The 20508-nt window shown below is 62.4% G+C and carries 14 protein-coding genes and 1 pseudogene; 4 read left to right on the top strand and 11 right to left on the bottom strand.

Going from position 1 to position 20508, the window contains the following annotated elements:
• Nucleotides 1-42: 42 nt before the first annotated feature.
• The 11 genes and pseudogenes from addA to MF410_RS19270 all read right to left on the bottom strand — a co-directional run bounded on the left by addA (nt 43) and on the right by MF410_RS19270 (nt 17389).
• The gene (gene addA, locus MF410_RS19320) at nt 43-3594 is read right to left on the bottom strand and encodes a double-strand break repair helicase AddA (RefSeq protein ID WP_239619972.1); all 3552 of its coding nucleotides are present in this window, start codon (nt 3592-3594) and stop codon (nt 43-45) included.
• Nucleotides 3587-6782 (bottom strand): annotated as a pseudogene (gene addB / locus MF410_RS19315) (double-strand break repair protein AddB). The gene addA and the pseudogene addB overlap by 8 nt, the downstream one beginning before the upstream one ends.
• 3 nt (nt 6783-6785) lie before the next feature.
• A complete protein-coding gene (locus MF410_RS19310) occupies nt 6786-7517 on the bottom strand; it encodes a nucleotidyltransferase family protein (RefSeq protein ID WP_097625115.1) in 732 nt (243 codons plus the stop codon).
• Nucleotides 7518-7530: 13 nt separating this feature from the next.
• Entirely contained in the window at nt 7531-9042 is a 1512-nt protein-coding gene (gene tsaE, locus MF410_RS19305; RefSeq protein WP_131710936.1) for a tRNA (adenosine(37)-N6)-threonylcarbamoyltransferase complex ATPase subunit type 1 TsaE, read from the bottom strand.
• Entirely contained in the window at nt 9039-11624 is a 2586-nt protein-coding gene (locus MF410_RS19300) for a PAS domain-containing sensor histidine kinase (protein WP_131710937.1), read from the bottom strand. Before MF410_RS19300 ends, tsaE begins: the two co-directional genes overlap by 4 nt.
• A gap of 203 nt (nt 11625-11827) precedes the next feature.
• Nucleotides 11828-13228, bottom strand: a complete 1401-nt coding sequence (ahcY, locus tag MF410_RS19295; RefSeq protein ID WP_097625118.1) for an adenosylhomocysteinase — start codon at nt 13226-13228, stop codon at nt 11828-11830.
• Between the two features lie 273 nt (nt 13229-13501).
• A complete protein-coding gene (locus MF410_RS19290; RefSeq protein ID WP_012559412.1) occupies nt 13502-13777 on the bottom strand; it encodes an HPr family phosphocarrier protein in 276 nt (91 codons plus the stop codon).
• A 9-nt stretch (nt 13778-13786) separates the two neighbouring features.
• Complete coding sequence (locus tag MF410_RS19285; RefSeq protein ID WP_003544139.1) at nt 13787-14188, bottom strand: PTS sugar transporter subunit IIA; 402 nt, start codon at nt 14186-14188, stop codon at nt 13787-13789.
• A gap of 150 nt (nt 14189-14338) precedes the next feature.
• Nucleotides 14339-14788 carry a serine/threonine protein kinase gene (locus MF410_RS19280; protein ID WP_097625119.1) on the bottom strand — a complete coding sequence of 150 codons (450 nt, stop codon included), beginning with the start codon at nt 14786-14788 and terminating at the stop codon, nt 14339-14341.
• On the bottom strand, nt 14785-16575 hold the full coding sequence (locus tag MF410_RS19275; protein WP_275593017.1) for a sensor histidine kinase: 1791 nt from the start codon (nt 16573-16575) through the stop codon (nt 14785-14787). The genes MF410_RS19280 and MF410_RS19275 overlap by 4 nt, the downstream gene beginning before the upstream one ends.
• Nucleotides 16576-16654: 79 nt before the next feature.
• Nucleotides 16655-17389, bottom strand: coding sequence for a response regulator transcription factor (locus tag MF410_RS19270; protein WP_003589490.1), 735 nt, complete (start codon nt 17387-17389; stop codon nt 16655-16657).
• Nucleotides 17390-17478: 89 nt separating this feature from the next.
• Between MF410_RS19270 and MF410_RS19265 the strand changes: the two genes are divergently transcribed.
• From MF410_RS19265 to MF410_RS19250, 4 genes are all read left to right on the top strand, one after another.
• Nucleotides 17479-17622, top strand: coding sequence for a hypothetical protein (locus MF410_RS19265; RefSeq protein ID WP_165503893.1), 144 nt, complete (start codon nt 17479-17481; stop codon nt 17620-17622).
• Nucleotides 17623-17726: 104 nt separating this feature from the next.
• Nucleotides 17727-19337: a phosphoenolpyruvate carboxykinase gene (locus MF410_RS19260; RefSeq protein ID WP_097625120.1), complete on the top strand. Its 1611-nt coding sequence runs from the start codon at nt 17727-17729 to the stop codon at nt 19335-19337.
• Between the two features lie 107 nt (nt 19338-19444).
• The gene (gene arfB, locus MF410_RS19255) at nt 19445-19888 is read left to right on the top strand and encodes an alternative ribosome rescue aminoacyl-tRNA hydrolase ArfB (protein ID WP_097625121.1); all 444 of its coding nucleotides are present in this window, start codon (nt 19445-19447) and stop codon (nt 19886-19888) included.
• 1 nt (nt 19889) lies between these two features.
• A complete protein-coding gene (locus MF410_RS19250) occupies nt 19890-20507 on the top strand; it encodes an alpha-ketoglutarate-dependent dioxygenase AlkB (protein WP_097625122.1) in 618 nt (205 codons plus the stop codon).
• The last annotated feature ends 1 nt before the right edge of the window (nt 20508 follow it).

Here is a 20508-nt window from a genome sequence, read left to right as displayed (position 1 = left end):
CACATGTGATGGTGCGGTGCCGAATTTTCAATGTCCGGTATTTCACTTTGTCTTGACCGCTGCAAGCGCCAAACCGAGCGCCTTTTCGCTCAGCGTATAAAGCGAGGCGTTCTCGGTGTAGACAAGCATGCACTCGATTGGCTTGCCGGGATAGAGCGGCGCCAGGATCTCGCGATAGATCGCCAGCTGCGCCCGGTGCGCGAAGGGAATAGCCGCCTCCGTCGCCGGCGGCACCCGATTGGTCTTGTAATCGAGGATGACGACACGATCGGCAAAGACGGCGAGCCGGTCGATGCGGCCGGAGACGGCATAGCGCCTGTCCTCAAGAGTCGATGTTCCCATGATCGAGACCTCGGGCTGTGCCTCGTCACCGAGGACGGCCTGCAAACCCTCTTCGTCCAATAGTTTCAGAACCGAATCGACCAGCTTGCGCCGTTCGGCTTCCGGCCAGAACCGCGCCGCCCGTTCGGCATAGCGGCCTGCGGCATCAGCTCGTTCAGCAGGCGGGATTTCGGGAAGCGCCTGCAGCATGCGATGGATCAGCCGACCCTTCTCCAGAGACCGATCGCTGCGCTCCTTCTCGCCGAACAGTGGCGAAACGACGAGCAAACCGCCCTCGTCTTCGTCGATGATCGTACCGGCGCCGGAGGGGCTGAGCGGCCGGGGCAGCTCGGCCTGCGGCGGCAATGGCCGCAACAGGCCGTCCGGCAGGCTCTCCTCGCTGTTGCGCTCCTGGCTGCGGTCGATGCGCTCGAAGCTTCGCTCCACCCGCGGCACACGCCATTCGATACCCGGCCATTGGCCATCGGGACTGGAGAATGTCGTCGCCTCGACATGCGGATGGTCGTCGCGCAGTGCCGTCGAAATCATCATATGCCAGGTGTCGTTGTTGAGACGCACGCCGCGATAGCCGCAGACGACCAGCCGGTCGGCGGCACGCGTCATGGCGACGTAGAGCAATCGGCGGTACTCTTCCTCCGCCAGCATCTGGATACGGACGGCGTCGTTCTGGGTCAGCGAATTGGCGAGATCGGAGACGGGAACCCAGACGGGCATCGGCGGTTCGTCGGCATCGGTCTCGATCAGGCGAAGTTTCGGCAGATGGGTATGGGTGAAGGCCTTCGAACCGCCGTCGACCAGGAAGACGATAGGTGCCTCGAGACCCTTGGAGGCATGCACGGTCATGATCCGCACCTCGTTGCGCCCCTTGTCCTGCTCGCGCTTGACCACCGGGGCTTCGAGCTCCAGCGTCGAGATGAAGGATTGCAGCCCGGGAAGGCCGGAGCTCTCATGGTCGATGGTGAAAGTCAGGAATTCGTCGAGGATATCGCTGACCTCGGTGCCGAGCCTGGCAAGGAATTGCCGCCGCCCGCCATGGCTGCCCAGCACACGCGCATAGAAATCATGAACCGACAGGCTTCTGGATTGGCGAAGGAACAGCTCCAGCCTCTCCACGGCCGCGCGGAAACGCTCGGTGCCGTCGGCGGCGAAGCGTTTGAGATGGTGCCAGACGCTCTCATTGTCACCGCGTAGCGCGGCGATAGCAAAGATGTCGTCCTCGGAAAGATCGAAAAGCGGGCTCTTGAGCACGGCGGCGAGCGAAAGATCGTCCTCCGGCAGCAGCAGGAAACGACCGAGCGCCAGCAGATCCTGCACGGCGATATGGCTGGTCAGCACCAGCCTGTCAGCGCCGGCGACCGGAATGTCGCCGCGGCGTTTCAAGGCGCGTGTCAAGGCATTGACGAAGGCGTCGCGCTTGCGCACCAGCACCAGGATGTCGCCGGCTTCGATCAGGCGCTCTTTGCCTTTGTCGACAATCGTCTCGCGGCCGACAAGCGTGCCGATCGAATGGGCGATCCGTCGTGCCAGGATTGCGGCCGGCGCGCTTTCCGGCGTTGCGTCGAAGGGCGCCGTCCAGTCCTCTTCCTTGACCACCGCCTCGGGCGCGACCATTTCCCAAAGATCCACGGCGCCGGGATGTCCGATGCGGCTGGAGCGATGCACGACCGGTTCGCCGAGCGCGCTGAGGCCGCGCGAATTGTCGGGTTCCCTGAATATGTGGTCGACGGCTTCGAGCACATCCGCGGTCGAGCGGAAGGAAAGCGGCAGCCGCACAGAGGAAAAGTTTTGCCCGCTGTCGGAGACGCGCCGTCGCGTCCGGTCGCTTTCCTCGGAAAAACGCTCAGGCCGCGCGCCTTGAAAGGAATAGATCGACTGTTTCTCGTCGCCGACGGCAAAGAGCGTGCGCACGATCGGACGGGCGCTTTCGCCGGAGAAGAAATCCTCGGCGAGCGACTGGATGACGCTCCACTGGATCGGGCTGGTATCCTGCGCTTCGTCGACGAGGATATGATCGATGCCGCGATCGAGCTTGTAATGGATCCAGGGACCGACGCCGCTTTTCGTCAGCAGGTCGGCGGTGCGGGTGATCAGATCCTCGAAATCGAGTTGGCTGCGCTGCTTCTTCAGCTCCTCATAGTCGTGATTGAGCCGCTCTGCCAGCACCAGCGCGGCATGCGTCGCGCCATGCATCCGTATCAGTTTCAGCCGGTCGCGGCTTGCAGCGACATGGGCGCGGGCAGCAGCAATGGCGCCCGCCAGCTGCGGCGCTTCGGCAAGCATCGCCTTGACCGTGAATTGCGAATCCGCCTTCGGCTCGCCCTTCACCGTCAGAAAGATTTTCTCGAGAAACTCGGCGCGTTTTGCGTCGTCACGTTCCCGCCCGGCAAGCCTGAGACCATAGGCAACTTCCTGTGCCTTCGCGCCGCCCCTCTGATCGGCAAGCGACAGATAAAGCTCCAGCATACCGCCGGAAAGCTCCGGCAACGGCCAATATTGCGCCGCGATCCGGCTCTCCGTGTCATCGGGGGCAAGACCAAGTCTTTCGCGCAAAACCACCTCGATGCCGCCCCGCCGTTCGGCCGTTGCCGTGAAACGACGGATGGCGTTGCGGTTGGCGACGATGTCGCCGAGCAGATTTTCCAGGCCGGATTCGTCGCCGAGATCGAGCACATAGGCGAATGCCTCGGCAAGGGCGCTGTCTCCCTCCGGCGCGGTCGCCGTCAGCAGTGCTCGGCGCGCATCGGACAGCAGCGCTTCCGCCGCGCGATCGTCGAGAACCGAGAAATGCCCGGCGACATTGGCCTCCAGCGGGAACTGATGCAGCAGCGCCTCGCAAAAAGCATGGATGGTCTGGATCTTCAGTCCACCCGGTGTCTCCAGCGCCTTCGCAAACAGCCGGCGGGCCTCGGCAAGCTTTATTCCGTCGGGAGCGGTCCCCTCGATCTGGGTAATCCGCCGGCTAAGGTCTTCATCGTCAAGCACCACCCAGTCCGCCAGCCGTTCGAAGACGCGGTTCGACATTTCGGAAGCGGCAGCCTTGGTATAGGTGAGGCATAAAATGGCGGAAGGCCGCGCACCGGCAAGCAAAAGCCGGATGACGCGCTGGGTCAGCACATGCGTCTTGCCGGAGCCGGCATTTGCCGAGACCCATGCCGAGCGCTCGGGATCGGAGGCGATCGCCTGCTGGATCGTCGTCCAGCCGATCCAGGCGCCCGGATCATCGTCATTGGGAAGCGCGGTCACGTCACTCATCACCGCCGCCTTCTTCGGTTTCTGCCGTCGACCATTCGGAAACGCGGGCGAGGTGATCATAATCGCCGCCGAAATCGAATTGCTGTGCCGGGATCAGCCGCGAGGTAAAGCCTTTCTCGCCGGACTGCAGCAAGCTCACGAACTTGACCAGCTGATCGATCAATTCTTCGGCGAGATCCATCGCCGATTTCGCCTTGTCGCTGCGCGCCGAACTTTCGTTGTTGACGGTGTCGACCTGAAAACGGCGTCCCGGCCGCAGGCGGACATAAAGCAGGTCCTGCGGCACGAGACTGCCGGCATCGCGGAAGGCACCGGCGCTCAGGGCCGCCGCTTCGAGCGCTAGCTGCGGATCGAGAAGCACCCGTGCCTGTGTCGGCGAGGGATTGTAGCCTGTCTTGTAGTCGATGATATCGGCGGCCTGCGGTCCGGTGACGTCGATCCGGTCGGCAACACCGTTGAGCCGGATATTGATCGCTTCCAGTTCGACGCCGCCCCGCACCTCCGTCAGCGTCTTGCGGATGCCGGGCCGCCGTCCGGCCTCCCAGTCGAGGAAGGCGCCGGCCACGGCGCGAAATCGCGGCCGCCACACCGCATCGATATGCGGCGGCAGCTGCTCCATGTCGAAGAGCTCGGAAAGAATGCGCTCCATCGCCGCTGCCGCATCCGGCGTGCCGGCGACATGTCCTTCGCGAATGAACCGGTCGATGATCGTGTGGTAGAGCGTGCCGCGTTCGGCCGCTCCCGGATCGCGGTTGAACGCATCGACGGGGTCGAGCCGCAGAATGCGGCGGGCATAGATGGCATAAGGGTCCCGGCGCAGCCGTCCGACTTCGCTGAAAGAGTAGGATGTCGGCTGCAGCGTCAGCGGCGGTTTCGGCGAAGGCCGCTGCGCCGGGGCCTGGGGCTCGCCCCGGTCGATCAGGCCGGCCCATTGGAGGAAGCGGTTGCCGCGTCCCTTCAATTCCGCTTCGAAGGCCTCTCCGGCAAGCGCCAGCAGCCGCTGCAGCCAGCGCGAGGCGACCGTTGGCGTCGAGCCCTGGCGTAGCGCGCGCGAATAGATCAGATGGCGCGTGCCGTTCGCCATCTCGAAGTCATGCGCCAGTTGACCGATGCGCCGTTCGGGCGGCTCAAGGCCGATCTCCGTCTTCATCATGCGCGGAATGAAGGGATTGTTGGCGGTCTGCCCCGGCCAGGTGCCCTCGTTCAGGCCGCCGAGGATCATCGTATCGACGCTCTGCAGGCGGGCTTCCAGCGTGCCAAAGATGAAGAGGCGGGGATGGCTGAGCGCCCGCGGCTTCACCGCATGACCGGCGGCAAGGGCTGCCATGATGTCGATCCATTGCGGTCCGCCGGCCTCCATCTGGCCGTTGGTGTCGATCACTTCACCGAGCAGGGCGGCAAGCGCATCGCCGGCTTCGCCCGACCAGAGATCGGCGAGATTGCCATGCGGATCGGCCGCCACCGCTTCAAGCGAGCGGCCGGTGCGCTCCGCCCATTCGGACAAGGTAAAACTGGCCGTCCTGCCGCGATCTTCCGGCCGGTGCCGCATCAAGGCCGAAGCCAGCGGCTCGGTCGCTTGTGTGACCCGGCGGGCAAGGTCGTAAGCGGCATCGGCGGCGTCCGGCGTAAGCGCTTTTCGCCATTGCGGCGGGTGCCTATCCTCAGCCTGTTCGGCAAGCTGATGGGTGAGCAGCGGCTCGAGTTCTGCTGATATCCACCTCCGTCACGCCGCCGCGCAGTGCCAGCAGCTCGAGCGCCTCGGTGGCGGAAATCAATGTGGCGCGTTCAAGGCCGAAGCGGGCCAGCGGATGTTTGAGCAGCGAGACGATCGCCACCGGATCGCCCGGGCGCAATGCCGCCTCCAGCAGCAATTGCAGAAGCGTACCCTGCGGCGTGGCCGCAAGCGGAGTGCCGGCCGAATCGTCGGCGAGGATGCCGAAGCGGGAAAGCTCGGCCATCACCCGGCGAGCGAGATTGCGGTCCGGCGTGATGAGCGCCGCCCGGCTTTCGCCGTCCTGCCCCGGTCTTTCCAACGCCAACCGGAGCGCAATGGCAATCGCCGTCGCTTCCTCGCGTTCGTTCGCGGCTTCGATCAGCGAAACATCGGCGAAAGCTGAAGAAAACGCGCCCTCGGGCAGCTCGCTCTTCCAAGTGCCCCAATCGCTGGTCGCCTCCGCCGGTACGAGTGCCCGGGACAGGATTTCGGCGCGCCGGTCAAGATCGGCTTCCGGCCTGTCGAGGAGCCTGACGTCGGCGCGCGTGAGCTTCAGTCGCTTGAGCAGCGATGACAGGCCATATTGCGGGTGGCTGCGGCTTGCGGGATTAGCATGCTGGCCCGGGGAAAGCTCCGGCGCCACCATCTGCCAGTGCCTTTCAGGCATGGAAAGATCAAGGCCCGGAAGCACGATCACGCCTTCGGGCATATTGGCGACGGCGGCGATCAGATCGGCGGTGGCAGGAACGGAGCCCGTCGAACCGGCAATGATGATCGGTCCAGCGGGCTTCGTCGCCGAAAGCCTTTTTGCTTCGGCCCGGAGAATGGCGTTTCGGTGTCGCGCCGGTGAGGATTTTTCGAGCTCGGAAAGCCGCTCCGGCCAGAAGGCGCTGGCGATCTGCAGGAATTCCGCCGTCAGCTGCCACCAGGCGGCATAATCGCCGGTGTCGAGTTTCGACAGCTCCGACCAGTCGAGGTCTTCGGTTTCGATGGAATCGATCAGTTCCGCGAGGTTGCGGGCGAGCCAGATCGCATCCGCCGGGCTTGCCGGCGCAACGAGCGGCGAGTCCGAATGAATGTGGCGGACGATCTCCGGCAGTTTGTTGCGCCAGGCGAGAATGAGGCGCGCAAGCTCCAGCAGGCGGGCCGTATTCGACAGCGGCTGGGCGAGATCGATCGTTGCCGGCAGCGCCTCGTCGAAATAGCCGCTGTCGTCGTCGGTTTCGCCGAGGGGACGAATAACAGGCAGGATCGCCGAGCGGCCGCCGAGCAGATCGACGAATTCCGAGCGCAGCACACGCACGGCGCGCCGCGTCGGCAGGTAGATCGTTACCCTGGAAAGCGACAGCGGATCATCGGCCTCATGCCGGAACAGCGGCGTCAGCCGGCCGTCGCAAAGCCTCGTCGCCAGCGTTTTCAGGAAGGAGTGGCCCGCCGGGATCGTCAGAATGCGTGGCTGGTACCGCTCCGCCATATCTCACGCGAACGCCCGCAGCCGTCGGATCGTTTCCTCCGCCTCGCCGATTGCCTCCGGCGTTCCCACCGTCAGCCAGTGGCCCTCGAGCAGCATGCCGAAAAGCCGCCCGCGCGCGATCGCCTTGTCGAAATAAATATTGAGATTGAAGGCATCCTTTGGCGCATCGTCGAGCAGCGACGGGTTCATGACGATCGCGCCGGCATAGACGACGGGATTGGACGGATCGTCGCGATACCGCGCCAGCCGGCCGTCGGCCGCCATGCCGAAATCGTTCTTGCCGTTGTGACCCGTCGTATCCTCGATCCTCACACAGAGAAGCGCCATGTCCATGCGTTCGGCATCGAAGAATCCGGCTAAGCGCTGCAAGTTCGTCGGTCGCCCGAGCTGTTCGCCGATCCAGAAGAGATCGGCATTCATGACGAAAACGTTCTCGCGATCGAGCAGGTTCAAACCCTTCGCCAGCCCGCCGCCGGAATTCATCAGTGCTTCCCGCTCGTCTGAGATGATGATGTCGAGGCCGCGATAGGCCTCGAGATGGTCGAGCATCTGGCCGGCAAAGTGGTGAACGTTAACGACGGCCCGTTCGACGCCAGCCGCAACCAGCGAATCCAGCGCATAGTCGATCATCGGCTTGCCGTCGATTTTCACCAGCGGCTTCGGGATCGTGTCGGTGATCGGGCGCATACGGGTTCCAAGACCCGCGGCCAGTACCATGGCTTGTCTGATTGTCATCCTGATCCGGAACTTATGATTCGCTTTGGCCTATTCCAGCCCTTGCGCACCAATCACGCAAGGGGGCAAGCGCTTCGTGCTCGAATGCGACCTGGAGATAGGCGAGCGTTCGCGGCATATGCTTGAGATAGCCGGGCTTCCCGTCGCGCTGCAACAGCCGCACCCAAAGACCGGCGAGCTTGCAATTGCGCTGCGCAGACATGATCGCCCAGGCCTTCATGAATTCGGCTTCGTCAAAGCCGCCTTGGGCACGGCGAAGGGCGAGATAATCATCCATCAGCTGCCGGAAGAGCGCCGGTTTGATCGTGACCCGCGCATCTTGGACGATGGAAGCCAGATCATAGGCGGTCGGGCCGATCATTGCATCCTGGAAGTCGATGATGCCGATTTTGCCAATACCGCTTTTCTCATCGCGCCAGATAATGTTCGGCGAGTGGAAGTCGCGCAGCAGCAGGTTCTTCTCGGCTGTCGCGAGCTCGTCGATGAGCGCGTCCCAGATCGCCAGATACTCCGCCCGTTCGATATCGGTGGGAGGTGTGCCGCGCTTCCAGGCAATATGCCAATCGAGCACAAGCTGCACTTCCATCTTCATTGCCGTGCGGTCGAAGTCCGGAATGTGATGCGTGTGCGTTGCAGACACCGGGATATTCTGAGGGATCTGCATGGAATGAAGATGGGCAAGGCAGGCGACGCTTTGCCGGTAACGTTCGACGATCGGCTGCCCGTCGTCATCGAGCACGCCTTCGGTGCCGAGATCCTCGATCAGCAGGATACCCTGCTCATAATCGACCTGATAAATCTCCGGCGTTGCAAAACCGCGCTCGCGCAAGGCATCGGCAATCGCAACGAAAGGATAGGCGTTTTGTGCCAGATGCGCGACCTTGGGATAGGACTTGCCGTCATGGACCGGCGGTCCCTCGGGATGCGGGCGCCAATCCATCAGTATTTTTCGCGGGGCAGCGTCCAGATAGATCGCCTCATAGGCGCGCAGCGAAGCATCGCCGGTCAGGAAGCGGCGTTTGACAGTGGGAAAGCCGGCTTCGTCGAGGAAGGCACGGATCGCCAGGACCCTGCGGATGCGTGAGGCCTGCGGCTCTGCGGCTTTGATCGTTGCCCGGCGGCCGCTGCCGTCCTGGTCCAGCCTTAGTGCGATGCGATCGGCCGGCAGTTCGCCCTCAGCCATCTCGGGCCATTCGACGAGACAGATGCCGTTCTCCAGGGCCTCGTCGAATCCGAGCTCCGTCAATTCGGCCGGATCGCCGAGCCGGTAGAGATCGAAGTGCGAAACCGGAATGCGCAGATCGTAGGATTGCACCAGCGTAAAGGTCGGGCTTGGGACTTCGAGCCCCTCGTCATCGGCCATGGCGCGCAGGATCGCACGGGCGAGTGAGGATTTGCCCGCGCCGAGATCGCCGGAAAGAGCCAGGCAATCGCCGGCTTTCAGGGCGAGCGCCAGATCGTCGCCGAAGCGGATCGTTGCCGCTTCGTCCTTCAGAAAAACCGAGATCGTATCGCCGGTCGTCATTCGGCGGCAGCTGAATGCGGGATATCGACCGAGGGAATGCGGCAGACGACGGTCGTGCCCTTGCCCGGCTCGCTGTCGATCGTCACGTCGCCATGATGCAGGCTGACAAAGCTGTCGACGATCGAGAGGCCGAGGCCGGCACCGCCGCGTTTGCCGCTTTTCGCTCCGGTCGCAAAGCGGTCGAAGACGGTGGCGATCATATCGGGTGAGATGCCGGGGCCGCGATCGCTGACGGCGAAAACGAAATCCGTGCCTTCGCGATGGCATTCCAGGGAGATCGAGGTGCCCTCGGGAGAGAAATTCGCCGCGTTGGAAAGCAGCTTCAAAAGGATCTGCTTCAGCCGTTGCGGGTCGGCGACGATCGAACCGAGATAGGCCGGCGCGGTGATTTCGAGCGCGACGCCGCTTTCATGCAGGCGATCGGCGATCTGCATCGAGACGTCGTCGAGCAGGTCGTTGAGATCGATATCCGCATAGTTGAGCCGCATGATGCCGGCATCGACGGTCGCGAGGTCGAGAATGTCGTTGACGAGCGTCAAAAGAACCGAGGACGAGGTCGAGATATGGTCGATATATTCGGCCTGCCGTTCGTTCAGCGGCCCGACGCCCTGCGTCCGCAGCAGGTCGGTGAAGCCGATGATATTCGTCAGCGGCGAGCGCAGCTCGTAGGAGACGTGCTGGACGAAGTCGTTCTTCAGCTCGTCGGCCTTGCGCAGCGCTTCGTTCTTCTCGGTCAGCGCCCGTTCGGCCCGTACGCTGTCCGTCATGTTGACGAAAGTCAGCATGGTCTGGGCATTCGGCAGCGGGATGACCGCATAGTCGAGCACCAGGCCGGAGAACAGTTCCAGCGTTCCTTGGCCCGAGCGGCGTTCGTCGTCGAAGCTGGTGATCAGCTCGGCGAAGGTCTTCCAGCCGTCCGGCCGGTCATAGGACGGCGCACAGGCCTCGCCCAACGCGCGGATATGGGTGCCGGGCTTGGCTTCGGTTTCGGTGATCCCCCAGAGTGCGCGGAAAGCCGGGTTCGACAGGCGGATGCGTCCATCCGGGCCGAACACCGCCACACCTTCGGATAGATGGTCGATCGTTTCGCCCTGCACCTTGACCAGCGTGTTGTAGCGCGTTTCGAGATCGACCTGCTCGGTCAGATTTTCGAACACCCAGGTGGCGCCGCCCTGCGGATGGGCGGTCGCAAAGACGCGCAATGTCTGCCCGTTCGGCAGGTGCCAGAGATCGGATTGCGTGTCGAGCGCGCGGTAGACGGAAAGGGCTGCTTCCTTCCAGCTCTTCCAGTTGAGCTGGTCCGGCAGCTTCTTGGCTGCCCGCAGCCGCTCGAGCAGCTCGCTATTGTCCGGCCGGCCTTCCAGGAAGGCGATATCCAGCTCCCAGAGTGCGACGAAGGCCTGGTTGTAGAATTGCAGCCGGCGGTCGCCGTCGAAGATCGCGACCGGCGTGGCGAGATGGTCGAGCGTTTCGGCATGGCTCTTCAGCGTCCGTTCCAGCTCGGCGCGCACCGCCTCGATGTCGGACACATCGATTGCGATGCCGGCCGAGCCGCCGGGAAGCCTGACGTCGACGACGTCGAAGAAGGTGCGGTTGCCGTGCACCACCGTCGAGATCGTGTCGTGGAAGGGCGATTCCGGCGTCACCGTCGCGCGAATGCGTTCGCGCGCCACGGTCGTCAGCATCTCGCGGCCTTCATTGATCGCCTGCTGCGGCGAGCGCGCTTCGACGGCCTCGCCATAAGCCTGGTTGACCCAGGTGAGGCGGCCGGCGGGATCGCGCTGCCAAGCCGGCATGTCGATCGCGTCGAGCATGGTCTGGAAGGCCGAGATCGAGGTCATCAGCCGGTCGCGCTCGATCCTGAGCTCCGCAAGCTCGGCGCGCAGATTGTTGAGCGCCACAAAACGGACGAAGGCGCGGCCGCCGGAAACCCGGCCCTGTGCTTCGAGAATTTCATCGCGGATGGTTTCGACCACCATGTCGAAGCTCTGTGCCCCATCGCGCAGCCGGTCGATCGCCTTTTCCAGATCGGCGGCCGAGCGGGACTTCAGCCAGAGTCCGAAGGCCAGGAATTCGCCGTCCTGCGGGGCACCGGTCTCGGGCGGAAGCTGGCCGAGCAGTTCGGGACGGGCATTGCCGTCCCAGATGACGATCCGCCGGTTCTTGTCGGCGATCAGCGCCTGGTATTGCGAAATGCGCTGCTGGGCATCGGACAGCGCCGAGCGGATTTCCCGGCTCTCGCTTTCCAGATTGCCGCGCTGGCGCACCAGCCACAATGTCGAAAGCAGTGCTGCCGATATGACGCCGATGACGACGGAAACGCCGACGACCTGCGAGGATGTGAAAAGGTGAGCCGCGGCCGCCGCTTGCTGCTCCGTCTGGGCCAGAACTGGCCGCGCCAGCGCGGCAAGCGCCGTGCCAGCCGCGCAGGCTTTCAGAAAGCGCGCCAATGATCCATGCTCTTGCTTTGCGGCCTCGTGTGCCGTTGCATATTGCTGTTCTTGGCCCGCCATGAGCGGGCGGCGACCGGCGCGAACGCCATCATCCGCCTGACCCGGCAGGCTGTGTTTCAGTTCCGACATCCGCGGTATGTCTCCGTCCTTCAATGTGCCGCATTACGACAAGACATCCCATTTCCGGAGCGGCCGGACGGGGTCCGGCGCCACGAATCAAGTCTTAAAACAATACTTCGGATGGGAATTGGCGGGAAGAGAGCGCCCAAAAAATAAGCCGCGGCATTTGTCAATGCCGCGGCTTCTACATCTTGTGGATATTAACGATCAGATCAATATCTGTAGTGGTCGGACTTGAACGGGCCCTTCGGCGAGACGCCGATATAGGCAGCCTGCTCTTCGGAAAGCTCCGTCAGCTTCACGCCGAGCTTGTCGAGATGCAGGCGTGCGACCTTTTCATCGAGATGCTTCGGCAGGATATAGACCTGGTTCGAATATTGATCGGGCTTGGTGAAGAGCTCGATCTGCGCCAGCGTCTGGTTGGTGAAGGAGGCCGACATCACGAAGGACGGATGGCCGGTGGCGTTGCCGAGGTTGAGCAGGCGGCCTTCGGAAAGAAGGATGATGCGGTTGCCCTTGGGGAATTCGATCAGGTCGACCTGCGGCTTGACGTTGGTCCACTTGAGATTGCGCAGCGCGGCGACTTCGATTTCGTTGTCGAAGTGGCCGATATTGCCGACGATCGCCATGTCCTTCATCTGACGCATGTGGTCGATGCGGATGACGTCTTTGTTGCCGGTGGTAGTGATGAAGATATCGGCCGAGGAAACGACGTCCTCGAGCAGCACGACTTCATAACCGTCCATGGCGGCCTGCAGGGCGCAGATCGGATCGGCTTCGGTTACCTTGACGCGGGCGCCGGCGCCGGAGAGCGAAGCGGCAGAACCCTTGCCGACATCGCCGTAGCCGCAGACGACGGCAACCTTGCCGGCCATCATCACGTCGGTGCCGCGGCGGATGCCGTCGACCAGCGATTCCTTGCAGCCGTACTTGTTGTCGAACTTCGACTTGGTGACCGAGTCGTTGACGTTGATCGCCGGGAAGGGCAGCAGGCCCTTCTGGCTGAGCTGGTAGAGGCGATTGACGCCGGTCGTTGTTTCCTCGGTGACGCCCTTGATCGCGTCGCGCTGCTTGGTGAACCAGCCAGGCGAAGCGGCGAGGCGCTTCTTGATCTGTGCGAAGAGGATTTCCTCCTCCTCGGAATGCGGATGCGACAGCACGTCTTCGCCAGCTTCGGCGCGGGCGCCGAGCAGGATGTACATGGTGGCGTCGCCGCCGTCATCGAGGATCATGTTGGAAAGGCCGCCATCGGCCCACTGGAAGATCTTGTCGGTATAGACCCAGTAATCTTCAAGCGACTCGCCCTTGATGGCGAAAACAGGAACGCCGGCAGCGGCGATTGCGGCAGCGGCGTGATCCTGCGTCGAGAAGATGTTGCACGAGGCCCAGCGAACTTCGGCGCCAAGCGCCACCAGCGTTTCGATGAGCACGGCCGTCTGGATGGTCATATGCAGCGAGCCGGTGATGCGCGCGCCCTTCAGCGGCTTTGCGTCGCCGAATTCGGTGCGGCAGGACATCAGCCCCGGCATTTCGGTTTCGGCGATGGTAATTTCCTTGCGGCCGAAATCCGCAAGCCCGATATCGGCGACGACATAATCTTTTTCAGTGCTCATAGAGGCCTCCAGGCTGAAAAACGTCTCAAAATTGGCGCAAGCGCGAAGATGACCGCGCGATGGATGGGCCGCGTCCTGATGCAGGTCACCCGGAGATGCGCAGCGGTTCCGGGATGACGACATGCACAAAAAAGAGAGCTGAAGCGTGTCGCATGAAGCAAGTTCGATGCAACATGCGTTAGCGCACGGCATATCCGCCGTTTAGCAGGCTTCGGGTGGGAAGGCAATAAGGATATAAAGAAGTCTTTATATGTTTATATGAGCTCGGAAAGCTCACATCTCTTCGCCGAACCGGTTCTGGATCAGTTGGTCCAGGGCCTCGAGCGCTTCCGCGGCCTGGCTGCCGCTTGCCGAGACGACGACGCTCGATCCGGGGCTTGCCGCCAGCATCATCAGGCCCATGATCGAGGTGCCGCCGACCGTCATTCCGTCCTTGGAAACGGTGATGGCGGCATCGAAGGTCTCGACCATCTGCACGAATTTGGCGGAGGCGCGTGCGTGAAGGCCGCGTTTGTTGATGATGAGGAGTTCCCGGGAGAGCGATGTCATGAAGGGCCGTTATTTTCCGCTGAGCACGCGGCTCGCGACATTGATATATTTCCGCCCGGCTTCGGAAGCCTCCACCAGCGCCTTCTCCATGTTGTTCTCGCCACGCACGCCGGCGAGCTTGATCAGCATCGGCAGGTTGACGCCGGCAATGACTTCGGTATGGCCGCTGCTCATGACTGAAATGGCGAGATTGGACGGCGTTCCGCCGAACATGTCGGTCAGAATGACGACGCCATGGCCGTCATCGGCACCGGATACAGCTTCCAGAATGTCCTGCCGTCTTTGATCCATGTCGTCTTCGGGGCCGATACAGACCGTCTCGATGAATTTCTGAGGACCGACGACGTGCTCGACAGCATGACGAAACTCTTCAGCCAGCTTGCCATGAGTGACAAGCACAAGTCCGATCATGATATTACTGCTCCCATATACGCGAACGGTGGCCCCAATATCGCAATGCAGCAATTACGTCCACCGGTGGGGGCACATCTTGGCCATGAAAAGCCGAAGTGCAAGATAAAAATGCGAATATATAAGGCAGATTGATCAATCCGGAAGGCTTCAATGTCCGATATCGGGCGCTTTCGCCATCAACATTGCCAGCGGTGAAGCGACGCCTGTGAGCAGCCGCAATGCGGGAAGCGAAAGGCCGGGCGCGAGGCTGACGATTTCACCCTCCGGCGGCACGCGGTTTTCGCCGGACGCGCTGCCCGGAAGCACGGCATAATGCATCGCCGCCTGGGGCACATGCTCCTGTCGGACGATGCCGGTGCCGCGAAGCTCGATCAGCCCGGCGATCGATGGCGGGCATGTGGCCACCACGCTGCCGGTCTCTTCGGAGAGAAGAACCTGGTCGTCGGCGACCAATGCCGTAAACAGCCCGAGCCGGCGCGCCTCGGTCATGCAGGTGAAGGCAAGCATCGATTTTCCCCAGCCGGAGGGACCGCTGAACAAGAGCCCCGTCCTGCCAACGACGATCGCCGTCGCATGAATGTTCCGGGGCGCCGTCATGCGGCGGCATCGACGGGTAAAGCGAGGATAAAGCGGGCACCGAGCACCTGTCCGCCTTCGGCATCGGTGATGTTCTCCGCTCTCAGCGAACCGCCATGGGCCTCGGCGATCTGGCGGCTGATCGACAGGCCGAGCCCCGAATTCTGCCCGAAGCCTTCCGATTCCGGCCGGTCGGTATAGAAGCGCTCGAAGATGCGGTCGATATTTTCTGCCTGGATGCCGGGCCCGTTGTCTTCGATCGTGGTCACGCAGCGCGACCGTGTCCGCACTAGCCGCACGGTAATCTTGCCACCCTTCTCCGGCACGAAGGAGCGGGCGTTCTCGATCAGGTTGGCGATGATCTGGCCGATGCGCAGGTCGTGGCCGGTAACGACGAAGCGGGTCTTGACGTTCGGCTTGCGGTCGATCGCATATTCGATCTCCACCTGCTTCTTGGTGCTCCTGACCTGGCGCGAAACCTCGATGAGGTCGCGCAGCAGCACCTCCATGTCGACGGAACCGGCATCGACACGGGCAAGCTCGGCATCGAGGCGCGAGGCGTCGGAGATATCGCTGATCAGCCGGTCGAGGCGGCGGACATCGTGCTGGATGACGTCCATCAGCCGTTTCTTGGAATCGTCGGATCGGGCAAGCGGCAGCGTTTCGACGGCGCTGCGCAGCGACGTCAGCGGATTCTTGAGTTCGTGGCTGACATCGGCGGCGAAACTCTCGATCGCATCGATCCGGTCGTAGAGTGCCGTCGTCATTTCGCGCAATGCAATGGAAAGATTGCCGATTTCATCCTGGCGGGCGGAGAAGTCGGGAATCTGCTCACGTGTCTTTGCCCCGCGGCGCACCCGGATGGCGGCGGCCGAAAGGCGGCGCAGCGGATTGGCGATCGTCGACGAGAGCACCAGCGAAAGCAACACGTTGACGAGCGTCGCGACGCCGAAGACGCGCATGATGGCAAGCCGCTCGGCATGCACGATATTGTCGATGTCGCCTGCCTGCGTCGACAGCAGCAGCACCCCGAGCACGGCGCGGAAACGCTGGATCGGCACGGCGACCGAAACGATGAGCTCGCCTTTTTCGGTCGTGCGCACGACGGCGCCGCGCACGCCGGTTAGCGCGTTCATCACCTCGGGATAGATCGAGCCGTCGCCGCCCGGCGCTTCCTTATAGAGCGGTAGGTTGCCGGGCTGTAGCGCCTTGTTGAACAGGGCGGCAAACCATTCGCTCCAGGTCTGCTTCTCCTCTTCGACCGGCGGCAGGTCGAAGCGCAGCACCTGGCCGCGCGAATAAAGATGGCGGGAATCCAGCAGGAGATTTGCATCGGCATCGAAGATGCGGGCGCGCGTGCGCGTCGGAGATATCAGCCGGCGCAGCACCGGCGCGACCTTCTCGGGATCGATGGGGAATTCGAGGTCTTCGTCGTTCGGCACCGGGGTGATGCTCTGGCCGGCCTGCAGCTCGAGCAGCTTCTGCGGATCGATGGTGATCGAGTTGGTATCGACCGATGCGGAGGCCGAAATGGCGCCGGCGATGATCTCGCCTTGCGTCAAAAGGCTCTCGGCGCGGGCGTCGATCAGTCCCTCGCGAAACTGGTTGAGGTAGAGGATACCGCCGACGAGCACCAGCAGTGCGACGAGATTGAAGAAGACGATGCGCCGCGTCAGGCTCGAAAATACGGCATTGCCGAAGATGCGGCGGATCAGCGTGAAGGGATGCGACCAACGGCGGCCCCGGACGCGACGGGTGCTCACGCCCTCCGCATCGTCGAGATCCCTTTCCTGCACCAACTGTGCCAACGACTGGCCCTTTCGAAGGGCGAGGCCGGATAAACCGGCCCGCAGCCCTCAACAATGTCTCGCGCTGCGCCGTTTGGGCTCAGGCTGCTTCGCGGAAGCGGTATCCCACTCCGTAGAGTGTTTCAATCATATCAAAGTCGGTGTCGACCATCTTGAATTTCTTGCGCAGCCGCTTGATGTGGCTGTCGATGGTCCGGTCGTCGACATAGACCTGTTCGTCATAGGCTGCGTCCATCAGCGCGTCGCGGCTTTTGACGACGCCGGGGCGCTGCGCCAGCGAATGCAGGATCAGGAATTCGGTGACCGTCAGCGTCACGGCCTCACCCTTCCAGGTGCAGGTATGGCGCTCCTGATCCATGACCAACTGCCCGCGCTCCAGCGAGCGGGCCTGCTGCACGGCGCCGTTCTTCGGCGCGCCGACAGGGCTGGCGCCGGCGGCTGCGGCTTCACGGCTCGAGGCGCGGCGCAGCACGGCGCGGACGCGCTCGACCAGCAGGCGCTGCGAAAAAGGCTTGGTGATGAAATCGTCGGCGCCCATCTTCAGGCCGAACAGCTCATCGATCTCCTCATCCTTGGAGGTGAGGAAGATGACGGGAATATCCGACTTTTGCCGCAGACGGCGCAGCAATTCCATGCCGTCCATGCGCGGCATCTTGATGTCGAAGATCGCCAGCTGCGGCGGGCGCGCCAGCAGGCCGTCGAGGGCCGAAGCACCGTCCGTGTAGGTCTCGACCTTATATCCTTCGGCCTCCAGTGCGATCGACACCGAGGTGAGGATGTTGCGGTCGTCATCAACGAGCGCGATTGTCGGCATGGTGTTCGTCTCCGTCATCAGTGCGCAATCTCCCGGATTTGCTCTCCCCAGGCGGTCTCAGTGACCGGATGCGCTTATGGAGGATAAAGGTGGAACAAATTGTGGCAAAGATAAAGGGAAAGATTGTCGTGGAATTCGAAGGCAATCGTGAGTGGTGCGGTAAAATGTTTCAACGCGCCAATTTAAAACGATTTAAAATTATGGCGTTAAATTTAAATCGATTAAATAATTGATATTACTATATTTTTTCAAGTTTTGTCTCTTGTGTTTTAAAAATTCTACCCGTATTTTCGCGATTAGTTTTAACGGCAACGAGCCTGAGCGAAGGGAACTAGCCATGGAAATGTTCGGAGTTCATAACCCGGCAACAGAGCTGGCAACGGTTGGATTGGGCGGCGCAGCCAGCGTTCGCTACAACTTTTCCGCCGCCGCGCTCTATGAAGAATCGATCCGCCGGGGCGAAGCCGAACTCACCGCTCAGGGGGCGCTGCGGGCTATCACCGGCCAGCACACCGGCCGTTCGCCGCGTGACAAGTTCGTCGTTCGCGACAGCAATACCGACGGCGAAATCTGGTGGGACAACAACAAGCCGCTCTCGCCGGAACATTTCGCGCTGCTGCGCGCGGATATGCTGGCGCATGCCGCGGGCAAGGACCTGTTCGTTCAGGATCTCATCGGCGGTGCCGAGGAAGGCCATGCTTTGCCGACCCGCGTCGTCACCGAATTTGCCTGGCATTCGCTGTTCATCCGCAATCTGCTGATTCGCCCCGACGCCGCAGCACTGCCGAGCTTTGCGCCGAAGCTGACGATCATCGATCTGCCGAGCTTCAAGGCCGATCCGGCCCGCCACGGCTGCCGTTCGGAAACGGTGATCGCCTGCGACTTGACCAACGGTCTCGTCCTCATCGGCGGCACCTCCTATGCCGGTGAAATGAAAAAGTCGGTCTTCACCGTCCTCAACTACCTGCTGCCCGCCAAGGGCGTAATGCCGATGCACTGCTCGGCCAATGTCGGCCCGAATGGTGACGCAGCGGTGTTCTTCGGCCTTTCCGGCACCGGCAAGACGACGCTTTCGGCCGACCCGGCCCGCACGCTGATCGGCGATGACGAACACGGCTGGAGCGAAAACGGCATCTTCAATTTCGAAGGCGGCTGCTACGCCAAGACCATCCGTCTGTCGGCCGAAGCCGAGCCGGAAATCTACGCGACGACCCAGCGCTTCGGCACCGTGCTTGAAAACGTCGTGCTGAACGAGCGCCGCGAGCCGAATTTCGATGACGGCTCGCTGACTGAGAACACCCGCTGCGCTTATCCGATGGATTTCATCCCCAACGCTTCGGAAACCGGCCGGGCCGGGCATCCGAAGACGATCATCATGCTGACCGCCGATGCCTTCGGCGTCATGCCGCCGATCGCGCGGCTGACGCCCGACCAGGCGATGTATCACTTCCTCTCCGGCTACACCGCCAAGGTGGCCGGCACCGAAAAGGGTGTCGTCGAGCCGGAAGCGACCTTCTCCACCTGCTTCGGCGCTCCGTTCATGCCGCGCCATCCGGCCGAATACGGTAATCTGCTCAAGGAACTGATCAGCCGCCACGGCGTCGAATGCTGGCTGGTGAACACCGGCTGGACCGGCGGCGCCTACGGCACCGGCAAGCGCATGCCGATCAAGGCGACACGCGCGCTGCTCGCCGCCGCCCTGACCGGCGAACTCGGCCAAGTCGAATTCCGTGCGGATTCCAATTTCGGCTTCGCCGTGCCGGTCTCCGTCAACGGCGTCGACAGCAGCATTCTCGACCCGCGCTCGACCTGGGCCGACAAGGCAGCCTATGACGCGCAGGCCGAAAAGCTGGTCTCGATGTTTATCGCCAACTTCGCCAAATTCGAAGGTCACGTCGATGGCGGCGTCCGCGACGCGGCCCCGGGCGTGAAGGTTGCGGCTGAATAAAACGAATAATCTTTGACTCACGTGAAACCCGGCATCGCAGGATTGCCGGGTTTTTCGGTTGACGGCCGATATTTTCAACTGGCTGCCGATGTGAGATAGAACGGCGCATGGCCAGCGACGCACTCTATATCGACGACAGGATCACCATATCAGGATGGGAGCTGACGGAACAGTTCGTTCTGGCGGGCGGGCCCGGCGGGCAGAATGTCAACAAGGTCTCGACCGCGGTTCAGCTGTTTTTCAATATCCCGAATTCGCCGTCGCTGAACGATCGTGTCAAAACCAATGCGGTCAAGCTCGCCGGTCGGCGTCTGTCGAAGGACGGCGTGCTGATGATCGAGGCGAGCCGGTTTCGCAGCCAGGACCGCAATCGCGAGGATGCGCGCGAGCGGCTGAAGGAATTGATATTGGAGGCCGCCAAGCCGCCGCCGCCGCCGCGCAAGAAGACCAAGCCGACCAAGGGTTCGGTCGAGCGCCGCCTGAAGGAAAAATCCGGCCGCTCGGAAGTCAAGAAAATGCGTGGCCGCCCTGGCGGCGGCAGTGGTGAATGACATGCTGGAGTTCTTGAGCGGTATTCGCCATCTTCCCGGCTATCTCGATCGGGCGCGTCAGGAGGCCTTGGTCGAGGTGATCCGCACGATTGTCGCCGAGGCGCCGCTTTATGTGCCCGTCATGCCCGGGACCGGCAAGCCGATGTCGGTGCGGATGACCAATTGCGGGCCGCTCGGCTGGGTGACCGACAAGGAGCGCGGCTATCGCTACCAGCCGACGCATCCGGCAACCGGCAGGCGTTGGCCCGATCTGCCGCAGGAATTGCTCGATATCTGGAATGATGTTGCCGGCTACGACAAACCGCCGGAAGCCTGCCTGATCAATTTCTATTCCGACGAAGCCCGCATGGGCCTGCATCAGGACAAGGACGAGAGGGATTTGCAGGCGCCGGTCGTCTCGATCTCGCTCGGCAACAGCTGCCTTTTTCGCGTCGGCGGCCTCAGCCGCAATCATCGCACGCTATCCGTCAAGCTCTCCAGCGGCGATCTGGTCGTTCTGGGCGGCGAGGGGAGACTGTGTTTTCACGGCGTCGACCGCATTCATCCGGCGACGTCGACGCTCTTGAAGAATGGCGGCCGCATCAATCTGACGCTGCGCCGCGTCAATCCTCCAAGCTGAT

The organism is Rhizobium sp. C104, assembly GCF_022354505.1.
GTDB lineage: Bacteria > Pseudomonadota > Alphaproteobacteria > Rhizobiales > Rhizobiaceae > Rhizobium > Rhizobium redzepovicii.
The sequence above is the reverse complement of the archived record's forward strand: the minus strand, read 5'-3'. Positions and strand labels throughout refer to the sequence as shown.

Excerpts from the sequence above, each read along its gene's own strand:
- MF410_RS19260 (WP_097625120.1), top strand. The coding sequence starts at position 17,727 with ATGGAAATGTTCGGAGTTCATAACCCGGCAACAGAGCTGGCAACGGTT.
- ahcY (WP_097625118.1), bottom strand. The coding sequence starts at position 13,228 with ATGAGCACTGAAAAAGATTATGTCGTCGCCGATATCGGGCTTGCGGAT.
- tsaE (WP_131710936.1), bottom strand. The coding sequence starts at position 9,042 with ATGACGACCGGCGATACGATCTCGGTTTTTCTGAAGGACGAAGCGGCA.
- addA (WP_239619972.1), bottom strand. The coding sequence starts at position 3,594 with ATGAGTGACGTGACCGCGCTTCCCAATGACGATGATCCGGGCGCCTGG.
- arfB (WP_097625121.1), top strand. The coding sequence starts at position 19,445 with ATGGCCAGCGACGCACTCTATATCGACGACAGGATCACCATATCAGGA.
- MF410_RS19300 (WP_131710937.1), bottom strand. The coding sequence starts at position 11,624 with ATGTCGGAACTGAAACACAGCCTGCCGGGTCAGGCGGATGATGGCGTT.
- MF410_RS19280 (WP_097625119.1), bottom strand. The coding sequence starts at position 14,788 with ATGACGGCGCCCCGGAACATTCATGCGACGGCGATCGTCGTTGGCAGG.
- MF410_RS19270 (WP_003589490.1), bottom strand. The coding sequence starts at position 17,389 with ATGCCGACAATCGCGCTCGTTGATGACGACCGCAACATCCTCACCTCG.
- MF410_RS19290 (WP_012559412.1), bottom strand. The coding sequence starts at position 13,777 with ATGACATCGCTCTCCCGGGAACTCCTCATCATCAACAAACGCGGCCTT.
- MF410_RS19250 (WP_097625122.1), top strand. The coding sequence starts at position 19,890 with ATGCTGGAGTTCTTGAGCGGTATTCGCCATCTTCCCGGCTATCTCGAT.
- MF410_RS19310 (WP_097625115.1), bottom strand. The coding sequence starts at position 7,517 with ATGACAATCAGACAAGCCATGGTACTGGCCGCGGGTCTTGGAACCCGT.
- MF410_RS19285 (WP_003544139.1), bottom strand. The coding sequence starts at position 14,188 with ATGATCGGACTTGTGCTTGTCACTCATGGCAAGCTGGCTGAAGAGTTT.